The following is a 17,003-nucleotide window of genomic DNA, read 5'->3' on the forward strand; positions in this document are numbered from 1 at the left end:
TCGGTTCAGGGATTCGGATCAAACGGCGATCGGCAGGCCGACCAGCTTTTCGAGTTCGGCATGCCCGAGGCCATCGACCTTGTCGATCAGCTTCAGGCCCGAAGGCGTGCATTCGATGGTCGCGAGATCGGAGTACACCCGCTTCACGCAACCGATGCCGGTCAGAGGATAGGCGCATTTCTCGACGAGCTTGCTTTCGCCCTTCTTGGTGAGCAGATCCATCATGACCCAGGTCTGCTTGGCGCCGATCGCGAGGTCCATCGCACCGCCGACGGCAGGGATCGCGCCCTCTTCGCCGGTGCTCCAGTTGGCGAGATCGCCCGTGGCAGACACCTGGAACGCGCCGAGCACGCAGATGTCGAGGTGGCCGCCGCGCATCATCGCGAAGCTGTCGGCGTGGTGAAAGAACGCGCCGCCCGGCAGCAGCGTCACGGGCTGCTTGCCGGCGTTGATGAGGTCGTAGTCCTCCGCACCTTGGGCCGGCGCCGGGCCCATGCCGAGGATGCCGTTCTCGCTGTGCAGAATGATTTCGCGCCCTGCAGGCAGATGGTTGGCGACGAGCGTGGGCTGGCCGATGCCGAGATTGACGACGGCGCCGTCGAAGATGTCCTGCGCCACGCGCGCGGCGAGCTGGTCCTTGGTGCGACGGGTGTAGCTGCTCATGGTCATGCCGCCTTCTTGAATCCACCGGCCTCGGTGGCGACGCGATCGATCTTGACGATCTGGTGGACGAAGATGCCCGGCGTGACGATGGTCTCCGGATCCATCTCGCCGAGTTCGGCGATCTCGTGCACGGTGGCGACGGTGCGGCTCGAGGCCATCGCCATCACCGGACCGAAGTTGCGCGCAGCCTTGCGATAGGTGAGATTACCCCAGCGGTCGCCGCGTTCGGCCTTGATGAGCGCCACGTCGCCACGGATCGGGTATTCGAGCACGTACTGCCTGCCGTTGATCTCGCGTGTCTCGCGGTCGCCCGCGAGCTGCGTGCCGAAGCCGGTCGGGCAGAAGAAGGCGCCGATGCCCGCGCCTGCGGCACGGATGCGCTCGGCCAGATTGCCCTGCGGCACCAGTTCGAGTTCGAGCTTGCCGGTGCGATAGAGCTCGTCGAAGACATAGCTGTCGGCCTGGCGCGGGAAGCTGCAAATGATCTTGCGAACGCGGCCCGCCTTGAGCAGCGCGGCCAGGCCGGTGTCGCCGTTGCCCGCGTTGTTGTTGACCACGGTGAGGTCCCTGGCGCCCTGCTCGATCAGGCCGTCGATGAGCTCGCCGGGAATGCCGGCGGTGCCGAACCCGCCGATCAGCACCGTGGCGCCGTCCTGGATGCCGGCCATGGCATCGGCGATCGAGCGCGCGATCTTGTTGATCATGAAATCTGTCTCCAGGAAGGGAAGAAAGCCGATTCAGAACTCGAACGCCCTCGTCCGAGATGTCGTCGATTTGTTCGCTATACGAACACTTGTTCTTATAATGAATTCTAGGCAGGATCACCCCCCATGGCAACCCACAAGAAACACCCCGTTGCACCCGCACCCGGCGACAGCTACGTGCAATCCTTCGCCCGTGGGCTGCAGGTGATCCGCTCCTTCAGCTCGAAGGCGCCGCGCCAGACGCTCACCGAGGTCGCGGCCGCCAGCGGCCTCACGCGGGCGGGCGCACGACGCATCCTGCTCACCCTGCAGACGCTCGGTTATGTGGCGTCCGACGGCAAGCTGTTCAGCCTCACGCCGCGCATCCTGGACCTCGGGTTCGCATATCTCTCGTCGATGCCGATCTGGGACCGCGCCGAGCCCGTCATGGAGGCGCTGGTGCAGCGGGTGCAGGAATCCTGTTCGGCCGCGGTGCTCGACGCCACCGACATCGTCTACGTATTGCGGGTGCCGACGCAGAAGATCATGCGCATCAGCCTCGGCGTGGGATCACGCCTGCCGGCCTACTGCACCTCGATGGGCCGGCTGCTGCTCGCCGATCTCGACGACGAGGAGGTCCGCGAGCGGCTGTCCGCTTCGACGCGCGAAGCCTTCACCAAGCACACCGTGACCGACCTCGACGCGCTTTTCGCCAAGGTCATGCAGGCGCGGCGGCAAGGCTGGTGCCTGGTCAACCAGGAGTTGGAAGAAGGTCTGATCTCGATCGCGGCGCCGATCGTCGACCGCGCCGGCCGCACCGTGGCGGCGCTCAACATCAGCGGACAGGCCAACCGGACGAGCGCGAAGGTGATGCAGGAAACGATGCTGCCCGCGCTGCTGGATTCGGCGCGGACGATCTCGCGCCTGCTGTAGCGGCCGGCGCCGATCAGGCGTCCGAGCGGATGCCGCGCATCAGGATCACGCCGCCGAGCTGCTGGGTGTCGGTGCGCATGCGATAGGCCAGGGATTGCGGCGTGCCCGCATCCGCCTGCCATCCCGCAGCCAGCAGGCGCTGCCGAACTTCGGGCGAGTGGACGACCTCGACCAGCGCGGCGTTGAGTTTCGCCACCGCCGTTGGCGGCAGGCTCGCCGGCGCAGCGATCGCGGTCCAGATCTCGAGGTCGGCGCCGCGCACGTTGGCCTCGCGCAGCGTCGGCAACTCGTCGAACAGCGGACTGCGCTGCGGCGAGGTCACGCCCACGGCCTTGAGCTTGCCCGACTTCACATGCGGCTTGGCCAGGCCCGGCGGCAGCAGCGCGAGCTGGATCTTGCCGGCGAGCATCGCCTCGATGACCTGCGGATTGCCGGTGAACGGCACATGCTGCGCGCGGATGCTGGTGCGGGTCTTCAGCAGCTCCATGCCAAGGTGGCCGACGGTGCCGACGCCGGGCGTGCCGTACTTGCCGGCATCGCCCAGGTTGCGGGCCCAGAGCAGCAGTTCTTCGGGGGTGGCGCCCACCGCATCGCCCGACACCGCGAGCACCAGCGGCGCGGTGCCGATCAGGCTGACCGGCGAGAAGTCCTTCTCGGGATCGAAAGGCGTCTTCGGACTGAGCAGCTTCGCGATCGTGAGATTGCCGTTGATCAGCGCGCCGATCGTGTGGTCGTCCTGCGCCTTCGCAACCTGGTCGGCGGCGAGATTGCCGCTCGCGCCCGGGCGGTTCTCGACCACCACGGGTTGGCCGAGCAGCCTGGACAGCGGCTCCGCGATGGCCCGCGCGGCAAGGTCCGGCGAAGCCCCGGCCGGGAACCCGACCAGCAGCCGCACCGGCTTGTTCGGCCACGCCGCGGAGCCTGCGGCAGCGCGGGGCGCGCTGCGTGAACGCGGCGCTTCCTGGGCCCAGGCAACTGAAGCACAGAAGGTGGCAGCGAAGGCTTGCAGGAGTCGGCGTTTCGTAAGCATGAAGTCAGGCAATCGTCAGTCTGAAGTTACAAGACGTTACGCGACACCCCCTCCGTATGCAAGTCAGCCCAAATGCTTCGTTTTCGGCCTTGGGTCCTTGGGTCAGCCCCCAGAAGGAAAGCCCCGCGAGCCGCGCAGGGCGTGGTAAGAACGCAAGGAGAAAGGTGCAACGCCATGTCCGACATCGCCGTCTTCGGTAGCCTCAACATGGACCTCGTGGTCCGGGTGCCGCGTGTGCCCGACGCGGGCGAAACCCTGCAGGCCCACAGCTTCATGACCAACCCGGGCGGCAAGGGCGCGAACCAGGCCGTGGCGTGCGCTCGGCAGGGGGCCCGCGTGGCGATGGTCGGGCGCGTGGGCGACGATGCGTTCGGGCAGGCGCTCACGGCCTCGCTCGCAGGCGATGCGATCGAAACCCGACATGTGGCGACGGCGCCGGCCTCGACCGGCGTGGCACTGATCATGGTCGACGATGGCGCGCAGAACCGGATCTCGCTCATTCCGGGCGCCAATGCCTGCGTCGGCGAGGAAGACATCGCCCGGCTGCAGGACGACCTCGCCACCGCGCGTGTGCTCCTGCTGCAGCTGGAAGTGCCGATGGATTCCGTGCTGAAGGCCGCCACGCTCGCGCATGCAAAAGGCTGCAGCGTGGTGTTGAATCCGGCGCCCGCGCAGGCCCTGCCGGAGGCCCTGTGGGGCCTCGTCGACATGCTGGTGCTGAACGAGACCGAGGCCGCCCTGCTCTGCGGCTTTGCGGTCGATGGCATCGCCGGCGCAGCGCTCGCTGCCGAAGCACTGCATCGTCGCGGGCCACCGCACGTGATCCTGACACTGGGCGGCCAAGGCGTCGTCGCTTGCGATGCGGCAGGCTGCCGCCACTTTGCCGCGCTGAAGGTGAATGCGGTCGACACCACCGCCGCCGGCGACACCTTCATCGGCGCCCTGTGCGCTGCGCGCGCGCGAGGCGAGCCCCTGGACGCCAGCATCGCGCTCGGCATCCAGGCCGCAGCGCTGTGCGTGACGCGCGCGGGGGCCCAAGCCTCCATCCCGCATCGCGCGGAGCTCCAGTCGCTCGCGTCGGTGGACCGTCCGCGCAGCGTGAGCCTCAGCCCGGCTTGACCGCCGTGTACTCCGAGAAGATGCCGAGTTCAGTATGGCGGTCGACCTTCTCGAAGCCCGCGCTGCGCAGCGCTTCGAGGACCAGGTTGGGGACGATGCACGCCTCGATCGTGTCCCAGTAGAAGCGCCAGAGTTCCGCCGTGTCTTGCCGGTGGGCCACCACCTTGGCGATCACCGGCACCACGCTGCGCATGTAGGCCTTGAGCACCGCCGTGCCGACGCGGCCCGCGGGCTTGGTGATTTCAAGCACCAGCAGACGGCCGCCCGGACGCAGCACACGGAAGAACTCGCTGAATGCCGCGTTCACGTCGGAGATGTGCCGCAGCGCGTAGCCCATGCTGACGAAGTCGCAGCTCGCGTCCGGCCGGGGCAGCGCTTCGGCACAGCCCTGCACCAGTTCCACGGCCGACAGCGACACCTCGCCCATCATGCCGGGGCTCGGGTCCACACCGACCAGCCGGCCCTGCGGCCCGATGAGCCTGAGCGCCTCGCGCGCGACCAGCCCGGTGCCGATGCCGACGTCGAGCACCTCGTCGCCCTCGCGCAGCCCGGCGCGCTGCAGCGCCGAGCGCCGGTACCAGGGGCCCGAACCCATCGCCAGCACGCGCTCGATACGGTCGTAGTCGGGTGCAGTGTCGTCGAAGATGCGACGCAGGAACCGCTGGTGGTCCGCTTCGTCGCCGTAATAGTCGTGCAACGGCGCGTGCGGTGGCAGCACCTCGTTTGAAGCGGCGGGGGAATGCGGTTCCTGCATGCGGGCGATTATGGGGCCCGCCAGACCGGCATCGATCAGTTCGAGCGGGGTTCCAGAACGAATTCGAAGTCCAGTGTGTGGAACCGGCCCGCCTGCGCGCTCCCGTCCGGCGCGACGCCACCGGGGTGCGACGCGAAGTTGCCGATGAGCGAGTTGCGCACGCCGAACACCGCATCGCTGTCGAGGTAGGGATCGTCGCCGCGGAACACGTGCGTGATCAGTGTCTCGTACCCCGGCGCCTGGATCATGAAATGCACATGCGCGGGGCGCCAGGGATGCCGCTTCGTCGCTTTCAGCATCGTGCCCACCGGGCCATCGGTCGGGATCGGGTACGCCACCGGCATCACGCCGCGAAACCACAGGCGGCCGTTCGCATCGGTGCGGAACACCGCCCGCCCCTGCGGCCGGTCGAGCCCGGCGCGCTGCACGTCGTAGAAGCCTTCGGCATCGGCTTCCCACACATCCACCTGGGCGTCGGCAACGGGTTCACCGTCGCGCCCGCGCACGGTCGCGTTCACGAACAGCGGCTCGCCAGCCGCGCCGCCCGAGATGTCGTCGCCCAGCGCGAGCTTCGGCGCACCCGGCACGTGGAAGGGCCCGAACACGGTCGCTTCGGTCGCCTGCGCACTCTTCGCGTGATTGAGCGCAACCACCAGCATCGACAGCCCGAGGGTGTCCGACAGCAGGATGAACTCCTGCCGCTTGTCGGTGCACTTCTGCCCGGTCGCGGTCAGGAACTCGATGCCCGCAGCCCATTCGGCCTCGGTGAGCTTCACCTCGCGCGCGAAGTCATGCATGTGGCGCACGAGCGCCGACATGATCTCCTTGAGACGCGCGTCCGGGCACTCCGCCATGCGTTCGAGCACGGCGGGGGTGATGGTGTTCTCATTGATGTTTCGCATGGGCATGAAACTCCAGGTTGGATGCACGGGACGACGGGGCCGCCGGCATCGCGCGCTTCGGCATCGCCGCATCGCGCAGCACCAGCCGCCGCTGCGTCGGGAAAAGCGACCAGCCCCAGCGCTGCTGCGCGAAGCCCCACAGCCCCTCTTTGAAGAAGATGGTGGTCACGATCGCGAGCAGGCCAAGCCCCAGCAGATACCAGGTGCCGTAGTCGCTCAGGAACTTGTTGAGCGCCCAGAAGATGACCGCCCCGACGATGGGCCCTTCGATGCGCCCGATGCCGCCGATCACCACCATGAAGATCGCGAACGCGGTCCAGTTGACGCTGAAGGCCGCATCGGGGCTGATGCGCAGGTTGCCGACGAAGTAGAGCGCACCTGCCAGCCCCGCGCCGAAGGCCGCGACCACGTACACCGCGAGCTTCATGCGCGCCACCGGGATACCCTGCGATTCGGCCGCCACTTCGTTGTCGCGGATCGCGAGCAGCGCGAGGCCCCGCTTGCTGCGCAGGAACAAATACACCAGCGCCACCGCCGCCACGACACAGGCCAGCGCCATCCAGTAGGTGACGCTCTCGCGCGTCGCGCGCTCGATGCCGCGCAGCGCCGTGAGCGTGGTGCCCGAACCGCCGCCCACCGCCGACACATTCGCGAAGCTGAGCCTGAACACCTCCGCGATCACCCAGGTACCGATGGCGAAGTAGCCGCCCGACAGCCGGAACGCGACGAACGACACCGGCACCGCGATCAGCCCCGCGGCCAGCGCCCCGAGCGGAATCGCGATGAATGGATTGAGCCCCGCGAAGTTGCCGAGGATCAGCATCACGTAGCCGCCGAAGCCGAAGAAGGCCTGCTGCCCGATGCTCACCATGCCGCCATAGCCCGCGAGCAGGTTCCACATCATCGCGAAGATGAAGTAGCAGGCGATCTCGACGAACTCGCGCATCCAGCTCGATTCGCCCCAGAGCGGCAGGCTCGCAGCAAGCGCAACGAGCGCGACCGCCAGCCACGCCGCGCGGCGGCTCGCAGCCGTGTTGCGCACCACGTCGAAGGAAGAAAGGTCCGTCATCTCGTTATCCACGCGTCTTCGGAAACAGTCCCTGCGGCCGCAACACCAGCACGAGCAGGAACACCAGGTGTCCGACCCAGATGCCCCAGCCGGGGTCGAGACGGAAGCCGATCTGCTGCGTGATGCCGAGGATCATCGCGCCGGCGAGCGTGCCCCAGAAAGAGCCCATGCCGCCGATGATCACGGCCTCGAACGCGAAGAGCAGCAGCAGCGGCCCGTCGGAGGGCGATACCGTCGTGCGCATGCCTTGCAGCGCGCCGGCAATCGCGATCAGCGAGAAGGCGATGCCGGTCGCGAGCGCATAGACCTTCTTCGCGTTGAGCCCCATGAGCTCGGCGATCTCGCGGTCGTCCGACACCGCGCGGAACGAACGCCCGAGCGCGGTGTTGGCGAACAGCCATTGCAACCCGCCCGTGGCGACGAGCGCAACCGCGAGGATGATCAGCGGCAGCACGCCCACCGACAGCGATTCGCCGAGGTGCAGGCCCTGCGTGTTGAGCCCGCCGGTTTCGATCGAACGCGGATCGGCGGAGAACAGTTCCAGCAGCAGGTTCTGGATCACGATCGAAAGCCCGAAGGTCACGACCAGCGAAGGCAGCGGGTCCTTGCCCAGCGTGCCATTGAGCACGTAGCGTTGCAGCACATAGCCGAAGCCGAAGGCCACCGGCAGCACCGCAAGCGAGATCAGAAGCGGCGCATCACCGAACAGCGAGGTGCCAGCGATGACGGCGAAGGCGCCGAGGATGATGAAGTCGCCCTGCGCGGTGTTGGTGAGCCGCATGACGCCGAACATCAGCGACTGCCCCAGCGCGAACAGCGTATAGAGCCCGCCGAGCAGCACGCCCTGGACAATGGTTTCAAGCACTCAAAACTCTCCGTTCGTGTTGCCGCCGCCCCCACGCGCCACACGACGCATGAAACCGGCGCAGCCCAGTCCAGGGCACTCGCGGAACCGGCTTTGCCGGGCCGCCGAGTGCGCCCCCTCGAGGGGAGCGCCGAAGGCGCATGGGGGTGTTTTCATTTCAACCCGAAATAGGCCTGCGAAATCTGTTCGCGCGTGAGCGCATCGGAACGCCCCGAAAGCGACACGCGCCCTTCCTGCAAGCAATAGATGCGCTGCGACACGCGCTGCGCCATGGTCACGTCCTGCTCCACGATCACCACGGTCATGCCTTCGCGCACCAGCGTCGGCATCGCGGCGTAGATCTCATGGATCACGATCGGCGCGAGGCCGAGCGAGAGTTCGTCGCACAGCAGGACCTCGGGGTTGCTCATCAGGGCGCGACCGAGCGCGACCATCTGCTGTTGGCCGCCCGAGAGCGCGGTGCCGGGGTTGTGGCGCTTCTCCGCGAGGATCGGGAACAGCTCGTAGACGCGCGCGAGGCTCCACGGCCCCTTGCGCGCAGTGAGACCGCCGATCTGCAGGTTCTCCTGCACGCTCAGGCTCGGGAACAGGCGCCTGCCTTCGGGCACCATCGCCAGCCCCCGCCGCACGATCTCGCCGGGCGCGAGGCTGCCGATCGCCTCGCCCTTGAAGTGGATCGCCTCGCGCGGCGCGCGCACCAGGCCGGTGAGGCACTTGAGCAGGGTCGACTTGCCCGCGCCGTTCGCGCCGATGATCGCGACCACCTCGCCCTGCGAGAGCGAGAAGTCGACGCCGAACAGCGCCTGCGCGTCGCCGTAGAAGGCCTTGAGGCCTCGCGTAGCCAGCAGTGCGGTCATGCTTCCACCCCCATGTAGACGCGCCGAACTTCAGGGTCGTTCATCACCGCGCGCGGTTCGCCCTCTGCGAGCTTCCGGCCGAAGTTGATGACGAAAAGCCGGTCGGCCAGCGACAGCAAGGCGTGCACCACATGCTCGATCCAGATCATGGTCACGCCGCGCGCCTTGATCTCCTTGAGCTCCTCGACAAGCTGCTTCGCCTCGGGCTCGGTGAGCCCGCCCGCGATCTCGTCGAGCAGCAGCAGCTTGGGCCGCGTCGCGAGAGCGCGCGCGAGTTCGAGCCGCTTGCGGTCGAGCAGCGTGAGCCCGCCGGCCGGTTTGTTGGCGTGCGCCATCAGGCCGGTCTGCAGAAGGACTTCGTGCGCGGTCTGCCAGGCGTCCTGTTCGCGCTCCTGCGCACCGAAGCAGGCGGCGGCCACGAGGTTCTCGAACACGCTCATGTTGCCGAAGGGCTGCGGCACCTGGTAGCTGCGGCCGATGCCCGCGTGGCAGCGCTGGTGCGGTTTGAGCGCGGTCACGTCGACGCCGTCGTACTCGACGCGGCCCGCATCCACGCGCGCATCGCCCGAGATCAGGTTGAACAGCGTGGTCTTGCCCGCGCCGTTGGGCCCGAGGATGCCCAGCGTCTCGCCTTCGGTGACGGCGAGCGAGATGTCGTCGGTGACCTTGAGCGCGCCGTAGGACTTGCTCACGGTATGAAGAGCGAGAAGGGTCATTGCACACCCCCAGGCTTCGCGCACTTCGTGTCGCTTCGCCAACCCCTTGCAGGGGGCAACACCAGCGGCCCGGCAAAGCCGGTTCCGCGGTGTTCCCCGCAACGCGAACATCCATCGAGGCCATGCCGATCCTCAAGCAGGCATCGGGCGCAACGTCCCGCCGGTCGGGATGTTGGGCGCCGCCTCGTTGCTCACGATGGTGAGTTCGTACTTGAACTTCTTGCCCTTGCCCCACTGTCCGAGTACCAGCGGCGTCTTGCTGACGTTCTTGAACGGGCCCTGCCCGCCCCACTTCACCGGTCCGACGACGGTGTCGAGCGAGGTCGCCGCCACGGCATCGCGCACATCCGCGGCCTTCGTCGACTTGGCGCGCGAAAGCGTGTCGGCGGCCACTTCGAAGAGCGCATGAGCGAAACCGATCGGCTGCGTCCACTGCTTCTTGGTGCCCGCCTCGTAGGCCTCGGAGAGCGCCTTGGCGCTCTGCTTCGTCAGGCTCGACGTGAACGGATGCGACGGACTCCACCACACCTCGGTCGACAGGCCGTCCCCCAGGTCGCCGAGCGCCTCGATCGCGCCCGGGAAGAGCAGTGCCTTGCCGAGCGTGATGATCTTCGGCCGGAAGCCCTGCTGCCGCGCCTGCGTGAGGAAGGTCTTCGCATCGGGCGGAATCACCACGCCGGTGACGATCTCCACGCCGCCGTTCTTGAACGCCGCGATCTGCGCGCTGAAGTCCTGCGTGCCGTTCTGGAAGCGGCCCGGATCGATGAGTGTGAAGCCCATCTGCGAGAGCGGCTTCGGGAAACCGAGCTCCTTGTCGCCCCAGGCGTTGCCGTCGCCATCGTTCGGGAACAGGCCACCGACCTTCTTGTTGGTCGGCACCGTCTTCCAGCCGTTGGTGAAGTTGGCGATGACGTCCTCCAGCCCCCAGAAGAGGTGGTACGTCCAGTTGAATCCTTTCGCCGGATCGCCCTTGCGCCCGAAGAACCAAGGCTGCCACGGCACCACGCTCGAAATGCACGGCAACTCGTTGAGCTCGCAGGCATCGCTGACCGGATTGGCGGTCTCGGGCGTGCCGGCCGTGAGCACCAGCGCCACCTTGTCCTTGAGGATGAGGTCGTTCGCGACTTCACCCGCGCGGTTCGGGTTGGACTGGCTGTCTTTCAGCACGATCTGCACCGCGTACTTCTTCCCGCCGATCGGGATCCCTTCCTTGAAGGCGGCCTTCATCTGGTCGATGACCCACTTGTCGGCCTCGCCGAAGGGCGCCAGCGGCCCGGTCTGCGGCGATACGTAGCCGATCTTGATGGTGTCGGCCGCGAAGGCGCGCGGCACGGCACTGGTGGCGGCCAGCGCGGCGGCGGCCTGGGTGAACTGTCTGCGATTCCATGTCATGGTTGTCTCCTTTTCTCTTCTTTCTCTTCCTGCACAAACAAATCGCGGCGGTTCAGCGCGGCGGATCGCCGTCGAAGGCGCGCTGCAGCAGCGCGCGGATGGCATCGCGCTCGGCGGCCCCGAAAGGCCGCGGGTTCCAGTAGGGGTTGCCGACCGCGATGTCGGCGGCGCGGTCGAGGTCCTCGGCCTTCATGCCGATGTCCTTGAGCGCGACGGGTGCGCCGTTGTCGCGTGCCAGTGCCTGCAGACCTGCCGGCGCGGATGTGGTGCCGAGCGCCTTTGCGATGCGCTCCATCGCGCGCGGTGCAGCCTCGGCGTTGAAGGCGATCGCGTGCGGCAGCACCACCGTATGCACCTCGGCATGCGGCAAATTGAAACTGCCGCCCAGCGTGTGGCAGAGCTTGTGATGAAGCGCCATGCCGACGCTGCCGAGCACGGTGCCGCAAAGCCATGCGCCGTAGAGCGCATCGGCGCGCGCCTCGATGTCATCAGGCTGTCGGCGGATCGCCGGCAGCGCGCGTGCGATCGCGGCGATGCCTTCCTCTGCCATCAGGTCCATCACCGGATTGCTGTCCTGCGCATAGAGGCCTTCGGCCGCATGCGCGATCGCGTTGATGCCGCTGGTCACGCTCAGGCCCACCGGCAGGCTGCGCGAGAGCTCGGGGTCGTAGATCACGGTGCGCGGCAGCACGCGCGGGTCCTTGCCGGTCTTCTTGAGGCCCGCTTCGGTGAGGCCGTAGATCGGCGTCATCTCGCTGCCCGCGTAGGTGGTCGGGATGGCGAGGATCGGCAGGCCCGAATCGAGCGCGATCGCCTTGCCGAGCCCGGTGGTCGAGCCGCCGCCGATCGCCACCGCGCAATCGGCACCGAGCTGCTCGGCGATCTCGCGCGCTTCACGCGCGGTCTCGATCGGTACGTGCATCACCGCACGATCGAAGACGCCCGCCGCGTGCGCGCCCAGCATGTCGGCCACACGCTCGGCCTGCCCGCGCTGCTCGGGCGTCGAGAGCACCAGTGCACGACGCGCACCGAGCGCATCGATCTCGCGGGCCAGATGACGCAGCGAGCCCGCACCGAAGACAACGCGTTGCGGATGGCTGGTGTAGACGAACGATCGCATCATCGGCTCCTTTCCGAACCCTTTATGGGGCAACCGCGGAACCGGCTTTGCCGGGCCGCTGGCTGCGCCCCCTCGAGGGGTTGGCGAAGCGACACGCAGTGCGCGAAGACTGGGGGTGTTTCATGATCTGACGAAGTGGGGGGGATCTGCGCGTCGATGTTGACCCACACGCTCTTGACCTGCGTGTACTCGCGCATCGCATCGAAGCCCATCTCGCGGCCATAGCCGCTCTGGCCGACGCCGCCGAAGGGCGAGCCGGGATTCACACGCTTGTAGCTGTTGATCCACACCATGCCCGCGTGCAGGTCGCGTGCGAAGCGGTGGGCGCGCGCCAGGTTGGCGGTCCACAGGCCGCTGCCGAGGCCATAGTCGGTGCCATTGGCGATCTCCATCGCCTCCTCGTCGTTCCCGAAGGTGAGCACGGTGACGAAGGGGCCGAAGACTTCTTCCTGCGCCACGCGGTCGCGGTAGGACTTTGCGCGCACGATGGTCGGCTCGACGTAGCAACCGCGCCGCAGTTCGCCGCCCGGCGCCTTGCCGCCGGCGAGCACTTCGCCGCCTTCGCCTTTCGCGACGTCGACGTAGCTCAGCACGCGCTCCTGGTGCTGCGCGCTGGTGAGCGGGCCCATTTCGGTCGCGTCATCGAGCGGATTGCCGAGGCGGATCGACTTCGCGAGCGGAAGGAACTTGTCGAGGAACTCATCGGCGATCTTCTCGTGCAGCATCAGCCGCGAACCCGCGATGCAGGCCTGCCCCTGGTTGTGGAAGATGGCCCAGGCGCTGCCGTTGACCGCGGCGGGCAGAAAGGCATCGTCGAACACGATGTTCGGGCCCTTGCCGCCGAGCTCGAGCTGCACCTTCTTCAGATTGCCCGCGCTGGCCTGCACCACGCGCCGGCCGGTTGCGGTGCTGCCGGTGAAGGCGATCTTCGCGATATCGGGATGCTCGGCGATGTACTGCCCGACCACGTGCCCGAGCCCCGGCACCATGTTGACGACCCCATCGGGCATGCCGGCCTCGGCCATCAGCTCGACGATCTTGAGCGAGCTGAGCGGCGTGATCTCCGCCGGCTTCATCACGATGCAATTGCCGGCCGCGAGGGCGGGGCCCATCTTCCAGCTCGTGAACATCAGCGGGAAGTTCCACGGCACCACCTGCCCGACGATGCCCACGGGCTCGCGCAGCGTGTAGTTGAGGAAGCCCGCTTCGACCGGAATGGTCTCGCCCTGGAACTTGTCGGCCATGCCGCCGAAGTAGCGGAAGCACGCGGCCGTGCGCGGCACGTCGAGCTTGCGCGAATCGCGCACCGGGTGTCCGGTGTCGAGCGATTCGAGCCGCGCGAGGTCTTCGGCGTTGGCTTCGATGAGGTCGGCCAGCTTCAACAGGATGCGCCCACGGTCCGCCGCCGCCATGCGGCTCCAGACCGGAAACGCGCGCTTCGCCGCAGCCACCGCCTTGTCGACGTCGGCCTTGCCGGCCAGCGCGACCTGCGCGATGGTCGAGTTGTCGTGCGGGTTCAGCGTCGCGAGCGTCTCGCCCGATTCGGCATCGACGAAGCGGCCGTCGATGAAAAGCTGGTGGCGGATGGGCGTCTTCAGGCCCGCGGCACGTTGGATGTCTGCGAGATTCATGGCTTCAGGTTTCATTCGGTCTTGCCGGCAAGCCAGGGATAGCGCCCTGTGTCCTTGCCCGCGTAGTCGGGATCGAGATAGATGAAGCAGCGCTGGATCAGCCAGTCGCGCACCTCGAACACATCGCACCAGCGGCCCGCGCCCCACTCGGGCACGCCTGCGCGCCAGGGGCCGTCCGCGTGCTCGCCGTAGCTGGTGCCTTCGCAGGCAAAGAGGTCGGTGTGGGTCATGATCCAGTTGAAGCCCGCGTAGTCGTGCCGGATGGACTTGCCGCGGCTGCCGACGTCGCCGAACAGCTTGCCGATCTGCTCCTTGCCGTTCGCGAGGCCCCATTTGGGGAAGTACACCTGCGCGTCGTCCGCGAACAGATCGAGGATCGATCCCCCGGAGGACGTAACGCCGCCGTTGTCATAGGCCTTGAGGTATTCGAGGGCCACCGACTTGCGTTGCTCGTCGGTCATGGTCTGACGGGTGAGTGCCATGGTGTGTCTCCTTCTTCGCTGACGACTTCGACTGACGTGGCGCTGCCCCGGCACGCGGCCGGACGCAGCTGCCGTGTTCAGTCTTCTCGCAATGGGCGCCGCGCGGAGGCCGCGCGGCGTTCGCATCCGTCCTTAGAACTGGACCGGAATCTCGGGGCTCTCGCCCTTCTGGATCTCGTAGACGAGGCTGGGGGATCCGTTCTCCCAGACCAGCAGCATCGATCGCTTCGGGCTGTAGCCCTGATGGCGGCAGTAGGCGGGCATCGCGGCCATGTCGCCGGCCTTCATGATCACGCGGGCCATGGGCTTGCCGGTGTTCTTGTCGCCGCAGTCCCAGTGGATCTCGTCGGTCATCTGGAAGAACCACTCGACGCGGTCGTTGCCATGGATGATCGGCAGGATGTGCTCCTCGGTGGTCGGGCACATGTAGCTGTACTTCACGACCGAGGTGAAGCTCGGGTTCCAGGTGACCTGCGACCGGCTCAGGAAGCCGAAGAGATTGAAGGCATGCACTTCGTTCTCGAAGCCCGGCTCGGGATGCAGTTCGGGCTGGCCCTGTGCCACATCGGCGAACGCGCGGTTGACCGGTGCCCCGCGCTCGTCGCTGCGCAGGTCGAGGTCGCCCTTCAGGCCGACACAGCGCTTGGCCAGTTCGCGCGCGCGGGTGATCTTCGCGGTGTTGTTGCCGTTCTTGCGGCCGTAGGGCGTGCCGGTTTCCTGCGGCGCGGCGAAGGGATCGAAGGTCTCGTTGGTCCAGTCGTCGAGCATCGCCTCGAAGGTCGAGCGGATCTGCGCGGTCGGGAAGTTCTCGAGCAGGTCGATGCCGGCTTCCTTCATCGTGCCGTTGTAGCTGCCGGCGTAGAGGTCCACCGACTGGTAGTGGTTGACGGTGCCGACCACGTCGTCGAAGTTGACCCAGCCGTAGAAGAAGCCCCAGGCCACGTCGCGCATCAGTGCGCGCAGGTAGTTGCCGACGTCCATCGTGTGGCTCATCGGGCGGCCGTCGCGGGTCTTCCAGGTGATGTGGGCGAAGTACTCGTCGCGGTGGAAGCCGAAGCTGCCGAGCGAGAAATCCTTGTAGCCGTGCGTGGCGTCGGGCTTCGACGCGATGACCTTGGCGAGTTCAGCGGGTGCGTTCATGGTGAAACTCCTCGATGCGATGGTTCAGTGCGTCTGGCAGATGTCAGCCCACTTCTCTACCGAGAGGTCGCCCTTGCAGGTTTGAAGGACCACGACGCCCGGATCGCCCGCTACGCGGAACTGGTAGGCGGTGTTCTTGGGCAGCAGGCCCTGGTGGCCGCGCGTGAGCTTCATCCAGCCCATCTTCTGGCCCTTCGGCTCGCCCTTCACGAGCACGGCGCCGTTCTTCTCGGTGTCCTGCACGGTCTGGCCCTCGTCGAGCTTGACGAGGTGCACCTCGACCTCGCCGTCCATCACCAGCGCAAATTCGTCGTGCGCACAGGTGTACCAGGGCGAGGCGCCCTCCGCGCGCAGCGTCTCCAGCACATAGATCTGGTTCTGGCCGAACACCACCTTCTCGTAGGGTTTGCTCTTGTTCGCGATGTCGAAGCAGTTCGAGAACGCGTAGTGGCGGACGTCGTCGTCGATCGGCTCGACGTGGCCCTTTTCATAGCGCTTGAGCGACCCGAATCGGGTCTGGTAGGCAGCGGTCATGTGTGTCTCCTCGGGTGCCAACGGTGCAGCGATCTCGCTGCGGTGAAGGAACTTTAGGAAACGAAACCCGCCTTTGGTAGGGATCAAAAGCGGGCCGCATTGTTCGGCGAATCCGGTCAATCGGCAGGGTTTACCCGGCTTCGGCCCGCGACCTTTCGCCGGCGGCAAGCGCCACCAATGCCTCACGTATCCAGCGCTGGCCGCCGTGCCCGTGGTTCCGCTCGTGCCACACCATGCTCACTTCGAAGCCTTTCACCGGAAACGGGCATTCGACGATCTGCAGCTGAGCGGAGCGATCGCGCACCAATCGCTCCGGCACCAGCGCCACGAAATCCGACTGCGCCACCATTTCCGGCAGAAAAAGGAATGACGCCGCGGACAGCACCACGTTTCGTGTGTGCCCAAGTGCCGCAAGCGCCTGGTCCACCGGCGTGACGAACTCGCCGCCGTGCAGCGACACGACGATGTGCTCCAACCGGGCGAACTGCGCCACGGTGATCCGCCTGCGCAGCTTGGGGTGGCCCCGGCGACCGATCAGCACATAGCGTTCGTCGAACAGATGCCGCGTGCGGAGACTGGGCGTCGCGGCGTTCGGCGTCATCAATGCCAGATCAACGTCGCCGCGCGCCATCTGCGCCCCAAGTTGCGGAATGTCCAGGCTGCGCAGCGCCACGCGCACCCCCGGCGCCTGCTGGCGCAGCCTCAGCACCAGCGGCTGCGCCAGCGCGGCCTGGAGGTAGTCGGTGCAGGCGATGACCACGGTGAGGCGCGCACGCAGGGGATCGAAGTGGGTGTGCTGCGCCACCGTGGCGCGCACCTGATCCAGCGCCTGGCGCAGTGGATCGAGCAGGTCCAGCGCCTTGGCAGTGGGCGTCATGCCCCTCTGGGCGGGAATCAGCAACGGGTCGTCGAATACGTCGCGCAGGCGGCTGAGCTGTGCGCTCACCGCGGGCTGGCTCAGATGCAGGCGGTGAGCGGCCTTGGTGACGTTCTGCTCCGTCAGCAGGGCTTCCAGAGTGACCAGCAGGTTGAGGTCCAGGCGCTTGGTATCCATGCGGCGAATAGTAGGTCAGCAGAACTTCAATTTCACAGATGCCTTCGATCACCAGAGAC

At 67.0% G+C, this 17,003-nt stretch carries 17 protein-coding genes and 1 pseudogene; 2 read left to right on the forward strand and 16 right to left on the reverse strand.

What is annotated here, in order from left to right; all coding sequences use genetic code 11:
- Positions 1-18 precede the first annotated feature (18 nt).
- A complete protein-coding gene (locus ACQ858_RS17980; RefSeq protein ID WP_431273969.1) occupies positions 19-669 on the reverse strand; it encodes a 3-oxoacid CoA-transferase subunit B in 651 nt (216 codons plus the stop codon).
- Positions 666-1,367: a 3-oxoacid CoA-transferase subunit A gene (locus tag ACQ858_RS17985; protein ID WP_431273970.1), complete on the reverse strand. Its 702-nt coding sequence runs from the start codon at positions 1,365-1,367 to the stop codon at positions 666-668. Before ACQ858_RS17985 ends, ACQ858_RS17980 begins: the two co-directional genes overlap by 4 nt.
- Before the next feature lie 126 nt (positions 1,368-1,493).
- Here ACQ858_RS17985 and ACQ858_RS17990 point away from each other — a divergent pair, with 126 nt between their 5' ends.
- On the forward strand, positions 1,494-2,279 hold the full coding sequence (locus tag ACQ858_RS17990) for an IclR family transcriptional regulator (RefSeq protein WP_431273971.1): 786 nt from the start codon (positions 1,494-1,496) through the stop codon (positions 2,277-2,279).
- Between the two features lie 13 nt (positions 2,280-2,292).
- Here ACQ858_RS17990 and ACQ858_RS17995 read toward each other — a convergent pair whose 3' ends face one another.
- Positions 2,293-3,309: a Bug family tripartite tricarboxylate transporter substrate binding protein gene (locus ACQ858_RS17995; protein ID WP_431273972.1), complete on the reverse strand. Its 1,017-nt coding sequence runs from the start codon at positions 3,307-3,309 to the stop codon at positions 2,293-2,295.
- Between the two features lie 174 nt (positions 3,310-3,483).
- Between ACQ858_RS17995 and rbsK the strand changes: the two genes are divergently transcribed.
- Entirely contained in the window at positions 3,484-4,428 is a 945-nt protein-coding gene (gene rbsK, locus ACQ858_RS18000) for a ribokinase (RefSeq protein ID WP_431273973.1), read from the forward strand.
- On the opposite strand, the gene ACQ858_RS18005 is transcribed toward rbsK, so the two are convergent.
- From ACQ858_RS18005 to ACQ858_RS18065, 13 genes and pseudogenes are all read right to left on the reverse strand, one after another.
- Complete coding sequence (locus ACQ858_RS18005) at positions 4,415-5,182, reverse strand: class I SAM-dependent methyltransferase (RefSeq protein WP_431273974.1); 768 nt, start codon at positions 5,180-5,182, stop codon at positions 4,415-4,417. The genes rbsK and ACQ858_RS18005 overlap by 14 nt on opposite strands.
- A gap of 35 nt (positions 5,183-5,217) precedes the next feature.
- A complete protein-coding gene (locus tag ACQ858_RS18010) occupies positions 5,218-6,084 on the reverse strand; it encodes an intradiol ring-cleavage dioxygenase (RefSeq protein WP_431273975.1) in 867 nt (288 codons plus the stop codon).
- Positions 6,068-7,153, reverse strand: a complete 1,086-nt coding sequence (locus ACQ858_RS18015; protein ID WP_431273976.1) for a branched-chain amino acid ABC transporter permease — start codon at positions 7,151-7,153, stop codon at positions 6,068-6,070. Before ACQ858_RS18015 ends, ACQ858_RS18010 begins: the two co-directional genes overlap by 17 nt.
- Positions 7,154-7,157: 4 nt before the next feature.
- Complete coding sequence (locus tag ACQ858_RS18020) at positions 7,158-8,018, reverse strand: branched-chain amino acid ABC transporter permease (protein ID WP_431273977.1); 861 nt, start codon at positions 8,016-8,018, stop codon at positions 7,158-7,160.
- A 152-nt stretch (positions 8,019-8,170) separates the two neighbouring features.
- Complete coding sequence (locus ACQ858_RS18025; RefSeq protein ID WP_431273978.1) at positions 8,171-8,875, reverse strand: ABC transporter ATP-binding protein; 705 nt, start codon at positions 8,873-8,875, stop codon at positions 8,171-8,173.
- Entirely contained in the window at positions 8,872-9,591 is a 720-nt protein-coding gene (locus ACQ858_RS18030) for an ABC transporter ATP-binding protein (RefSeq protein WP_431273979.1), read from the reverse strand. The genes ACQ858_RS18025 and ACQ858_RS18030 overlap by 4 nt, the downstream gene beginning before the upstream one ends.
- Positions 9,592-9,723: 132 nt before the next feature.
- The gene (locus ACQ858_RS18035) at positions 9,724-10,983 is read right to left on the reverse strand and encodes an ABC transporter substrate-binding protein (RefSeq protein WP_431273980.1); all 1,260 of its coding nucleotides are present in this window, start codon (positions 10,981-10,983) and stop codon (positions 9,724-9,726) included.
- Between the two features lie 52 nt (positions 10,984-11,035).
- Positions 11,036-12,103 (reverse strand): maleylacetate reductase, encoded by a 1,068-nt coding sequence (locus tag ACQ858_RS18040; protein WP_431273981.1) that lies wholly within the window; start codon positions 12,101-12,103, stop codon positions 11,036-11,038.
- A gap of 137 nt (positions 12,104-12,240) precedes the next feature.
- Positions 12,241-13,689, reverse strand: a pseudogene (locus tag ACQ858_RS18045) (aldehyde dehydrogenase family protein); the annotation flags it as partial.
- Between the two features lie 56 nt (positions 13,690-13,745).
- The gene (locus ACQ858_RS18050; protein WP_431273982.1) at positions 13,746-14,216 is read right to left on the reverse strand and encodes a nuclear transport factor 2 family protein; all 471 of its coding nucleotides are present in this window, start codon (positions 14,214-14,216) and stop codon (positions 13,746-13,748) included.
- Between the two features lie 132 nt (positions 14,217-14,348).
- The gene (locus tag ACQ858_RS18055; RefSeq protein ID WP_431273983.1) at positions 14,349-15,356 is read right to left on the reverse strand and encodes a hydroxyquinol 1,2-dioxygenase; all 1,008 of its coding nucleotides are present in this window, start codon (positions 15,354-15,356) and stop codon (positions 14,349-14,351) included.
- A 24-nt stretch (positions 15,357-15,380) separates the two neighbouring features.
- Complete coding sequence (locus ACQ858_RS18060) at positions 15,381-15,890, reverse strand: hydroxyquinol 1,2-dioxygenase (protein ID WP_431273984.1); 510 nt, start codon at positions 15,888-15,890, stop codon at positions 15,381-15,383.
- 130 nt (positions 15,891-16,020) lie between these two features.
- The gene (locus tag ACQ858_RS18065; RefSeq protein ID WP_431273985.1) at positions 16,021-16,944 is read right to left on the reverse strand and encodes a LysR family transcriptional regulator; all 924 of its coding nucleotides are present in this window, start codon (positions 16,942-16,944) and stop codon (positions 16,021-16,023) included.
- Positions 16,945-17,003: the final 59 nt, after the last annotated feature.

This window comes from Variovorax ureilyticus, from assembly GCF_050632185.1.
Lineage (GTDB): Bacteria > Pseudomonadota > Gammaproteobacteria > Burkholderiales > Burkholderiaceae_C > Variovorax > Variovorax ureilyticus_A.

Bases quoted from the DNA above. Each gene is read 5' to 3' on its own strand.
- ACQ858_RS17980 (WP_431273969.1), bottom strand. From the start codon at position 669: ATGACCATGAGCAGCTACACCCGTCGCACCAAGGACCAGCTCGCCGCG.
- ACQ858_RS17985 (WP_431273970.1), bottom strand. From the start codon at position 1,367: ATGATCAACAAGATCGCGCGCTCGATCGCCGATGCCATGGCCGGCATC.
- ACQ858_RS17990 (WP_431273971.1), top strand. From the start codon at position 1,494: ATGGCAACCCACAAGAAACACCCCGTTGCACCCGCACCCGGCGACAGC.
- ACQ858_RS17995 (WP_431273972.1), bottom strand. From the start codon at position 3,309: ATGCTTACGAAACGCCGACTCCTGCAAGCCTTCGCTGCCACCTTCTGT.
- rbsK (WP_431273973.1), top strand. From the start codon at position 3,484: ATGTCCGACATCGCCGTCTTCGGTAGCCTCAACATGGACCTCGTGGTC.
- ACQ858_RS18005 (WP_431273974.1), bottom strand. From the start codon at position 5,182: ATGCAGGAACCGCATTCCCCCGCCGCTTCAAACGAGGTGCTGCCACCG.
- ACQ858_RS18010 (WP_431273975.1), bottom strand. From the start codon at position 6,084: ATGCGAAACATCAATGAGAACACCATCACCCCCGCCGTGCTCGAACGC.
- ACQ858_RS18015 (WP_431273976.1), bottom strand. From the start codon at position 7,153: ATGACGGACCTTTCTTCCTTCGACGTGGTGCGCAACACGGCTGCGAGC.
- ACQ858_RS18025 (WP_431273978.1), bottom strand. From the start codon at position 8,875: ATGACCGCACTGCTGGCTACGCGAGGCCTCAAGGCCTTCTACGGCGAC.
- ACQ858_RS18030 (WP_431273979.1), bottom strand. From the start codon at position 9,591: ATGACCCTTCTCGCTCTTCATACCGTGAGCAAGTCCTACGGCGCGCTC.
- ACQ858_RS18035 (WP_431273980.1), bottom strand. From the start codon at position 10,983: ATGACATGGAATCGCAGACAGTTCACCCAGGCCGCCGCCGCGCTGGCC.
- ACQ858_RS18040 (WP_431273981.1), bottom strand. From the start codon at position 12,103: ATGCGATCGTTCGTCTACACCAGCCATCCGCAACGCGTTGTCTTCGGT.
- ACQ858_RS18050 (WP_431273982.1), bottom strand. From the start codon at position 14,216: ATGGCACTCACCCGTCAGACCATGACCGACGAGCAACGCAAGTCGGTG.
- ACQ858_RS18055 (WP_431273983.1), bottom strand. From the start codon at position 15,356: ATGAACGCACCCGCTGAACTCGCCAAGGTCATCGCGTCGAAGCCCGAC.
- ACQ858_RS18060 (WP_431273984.1), bottom strand. From the start codon at position 15,890: ATGACCGCTGCCTACCAGACCCGATTCGGGTCGCTCAAGCGCTATGAA.
- ACQ858_RS18065 (WP_431273985.1), bottom strand. From the start codon at position 16,944: ATGGATACCAAGCGCCTGGACCTCAACCTGCTGGTCACTCTGGAAGCC.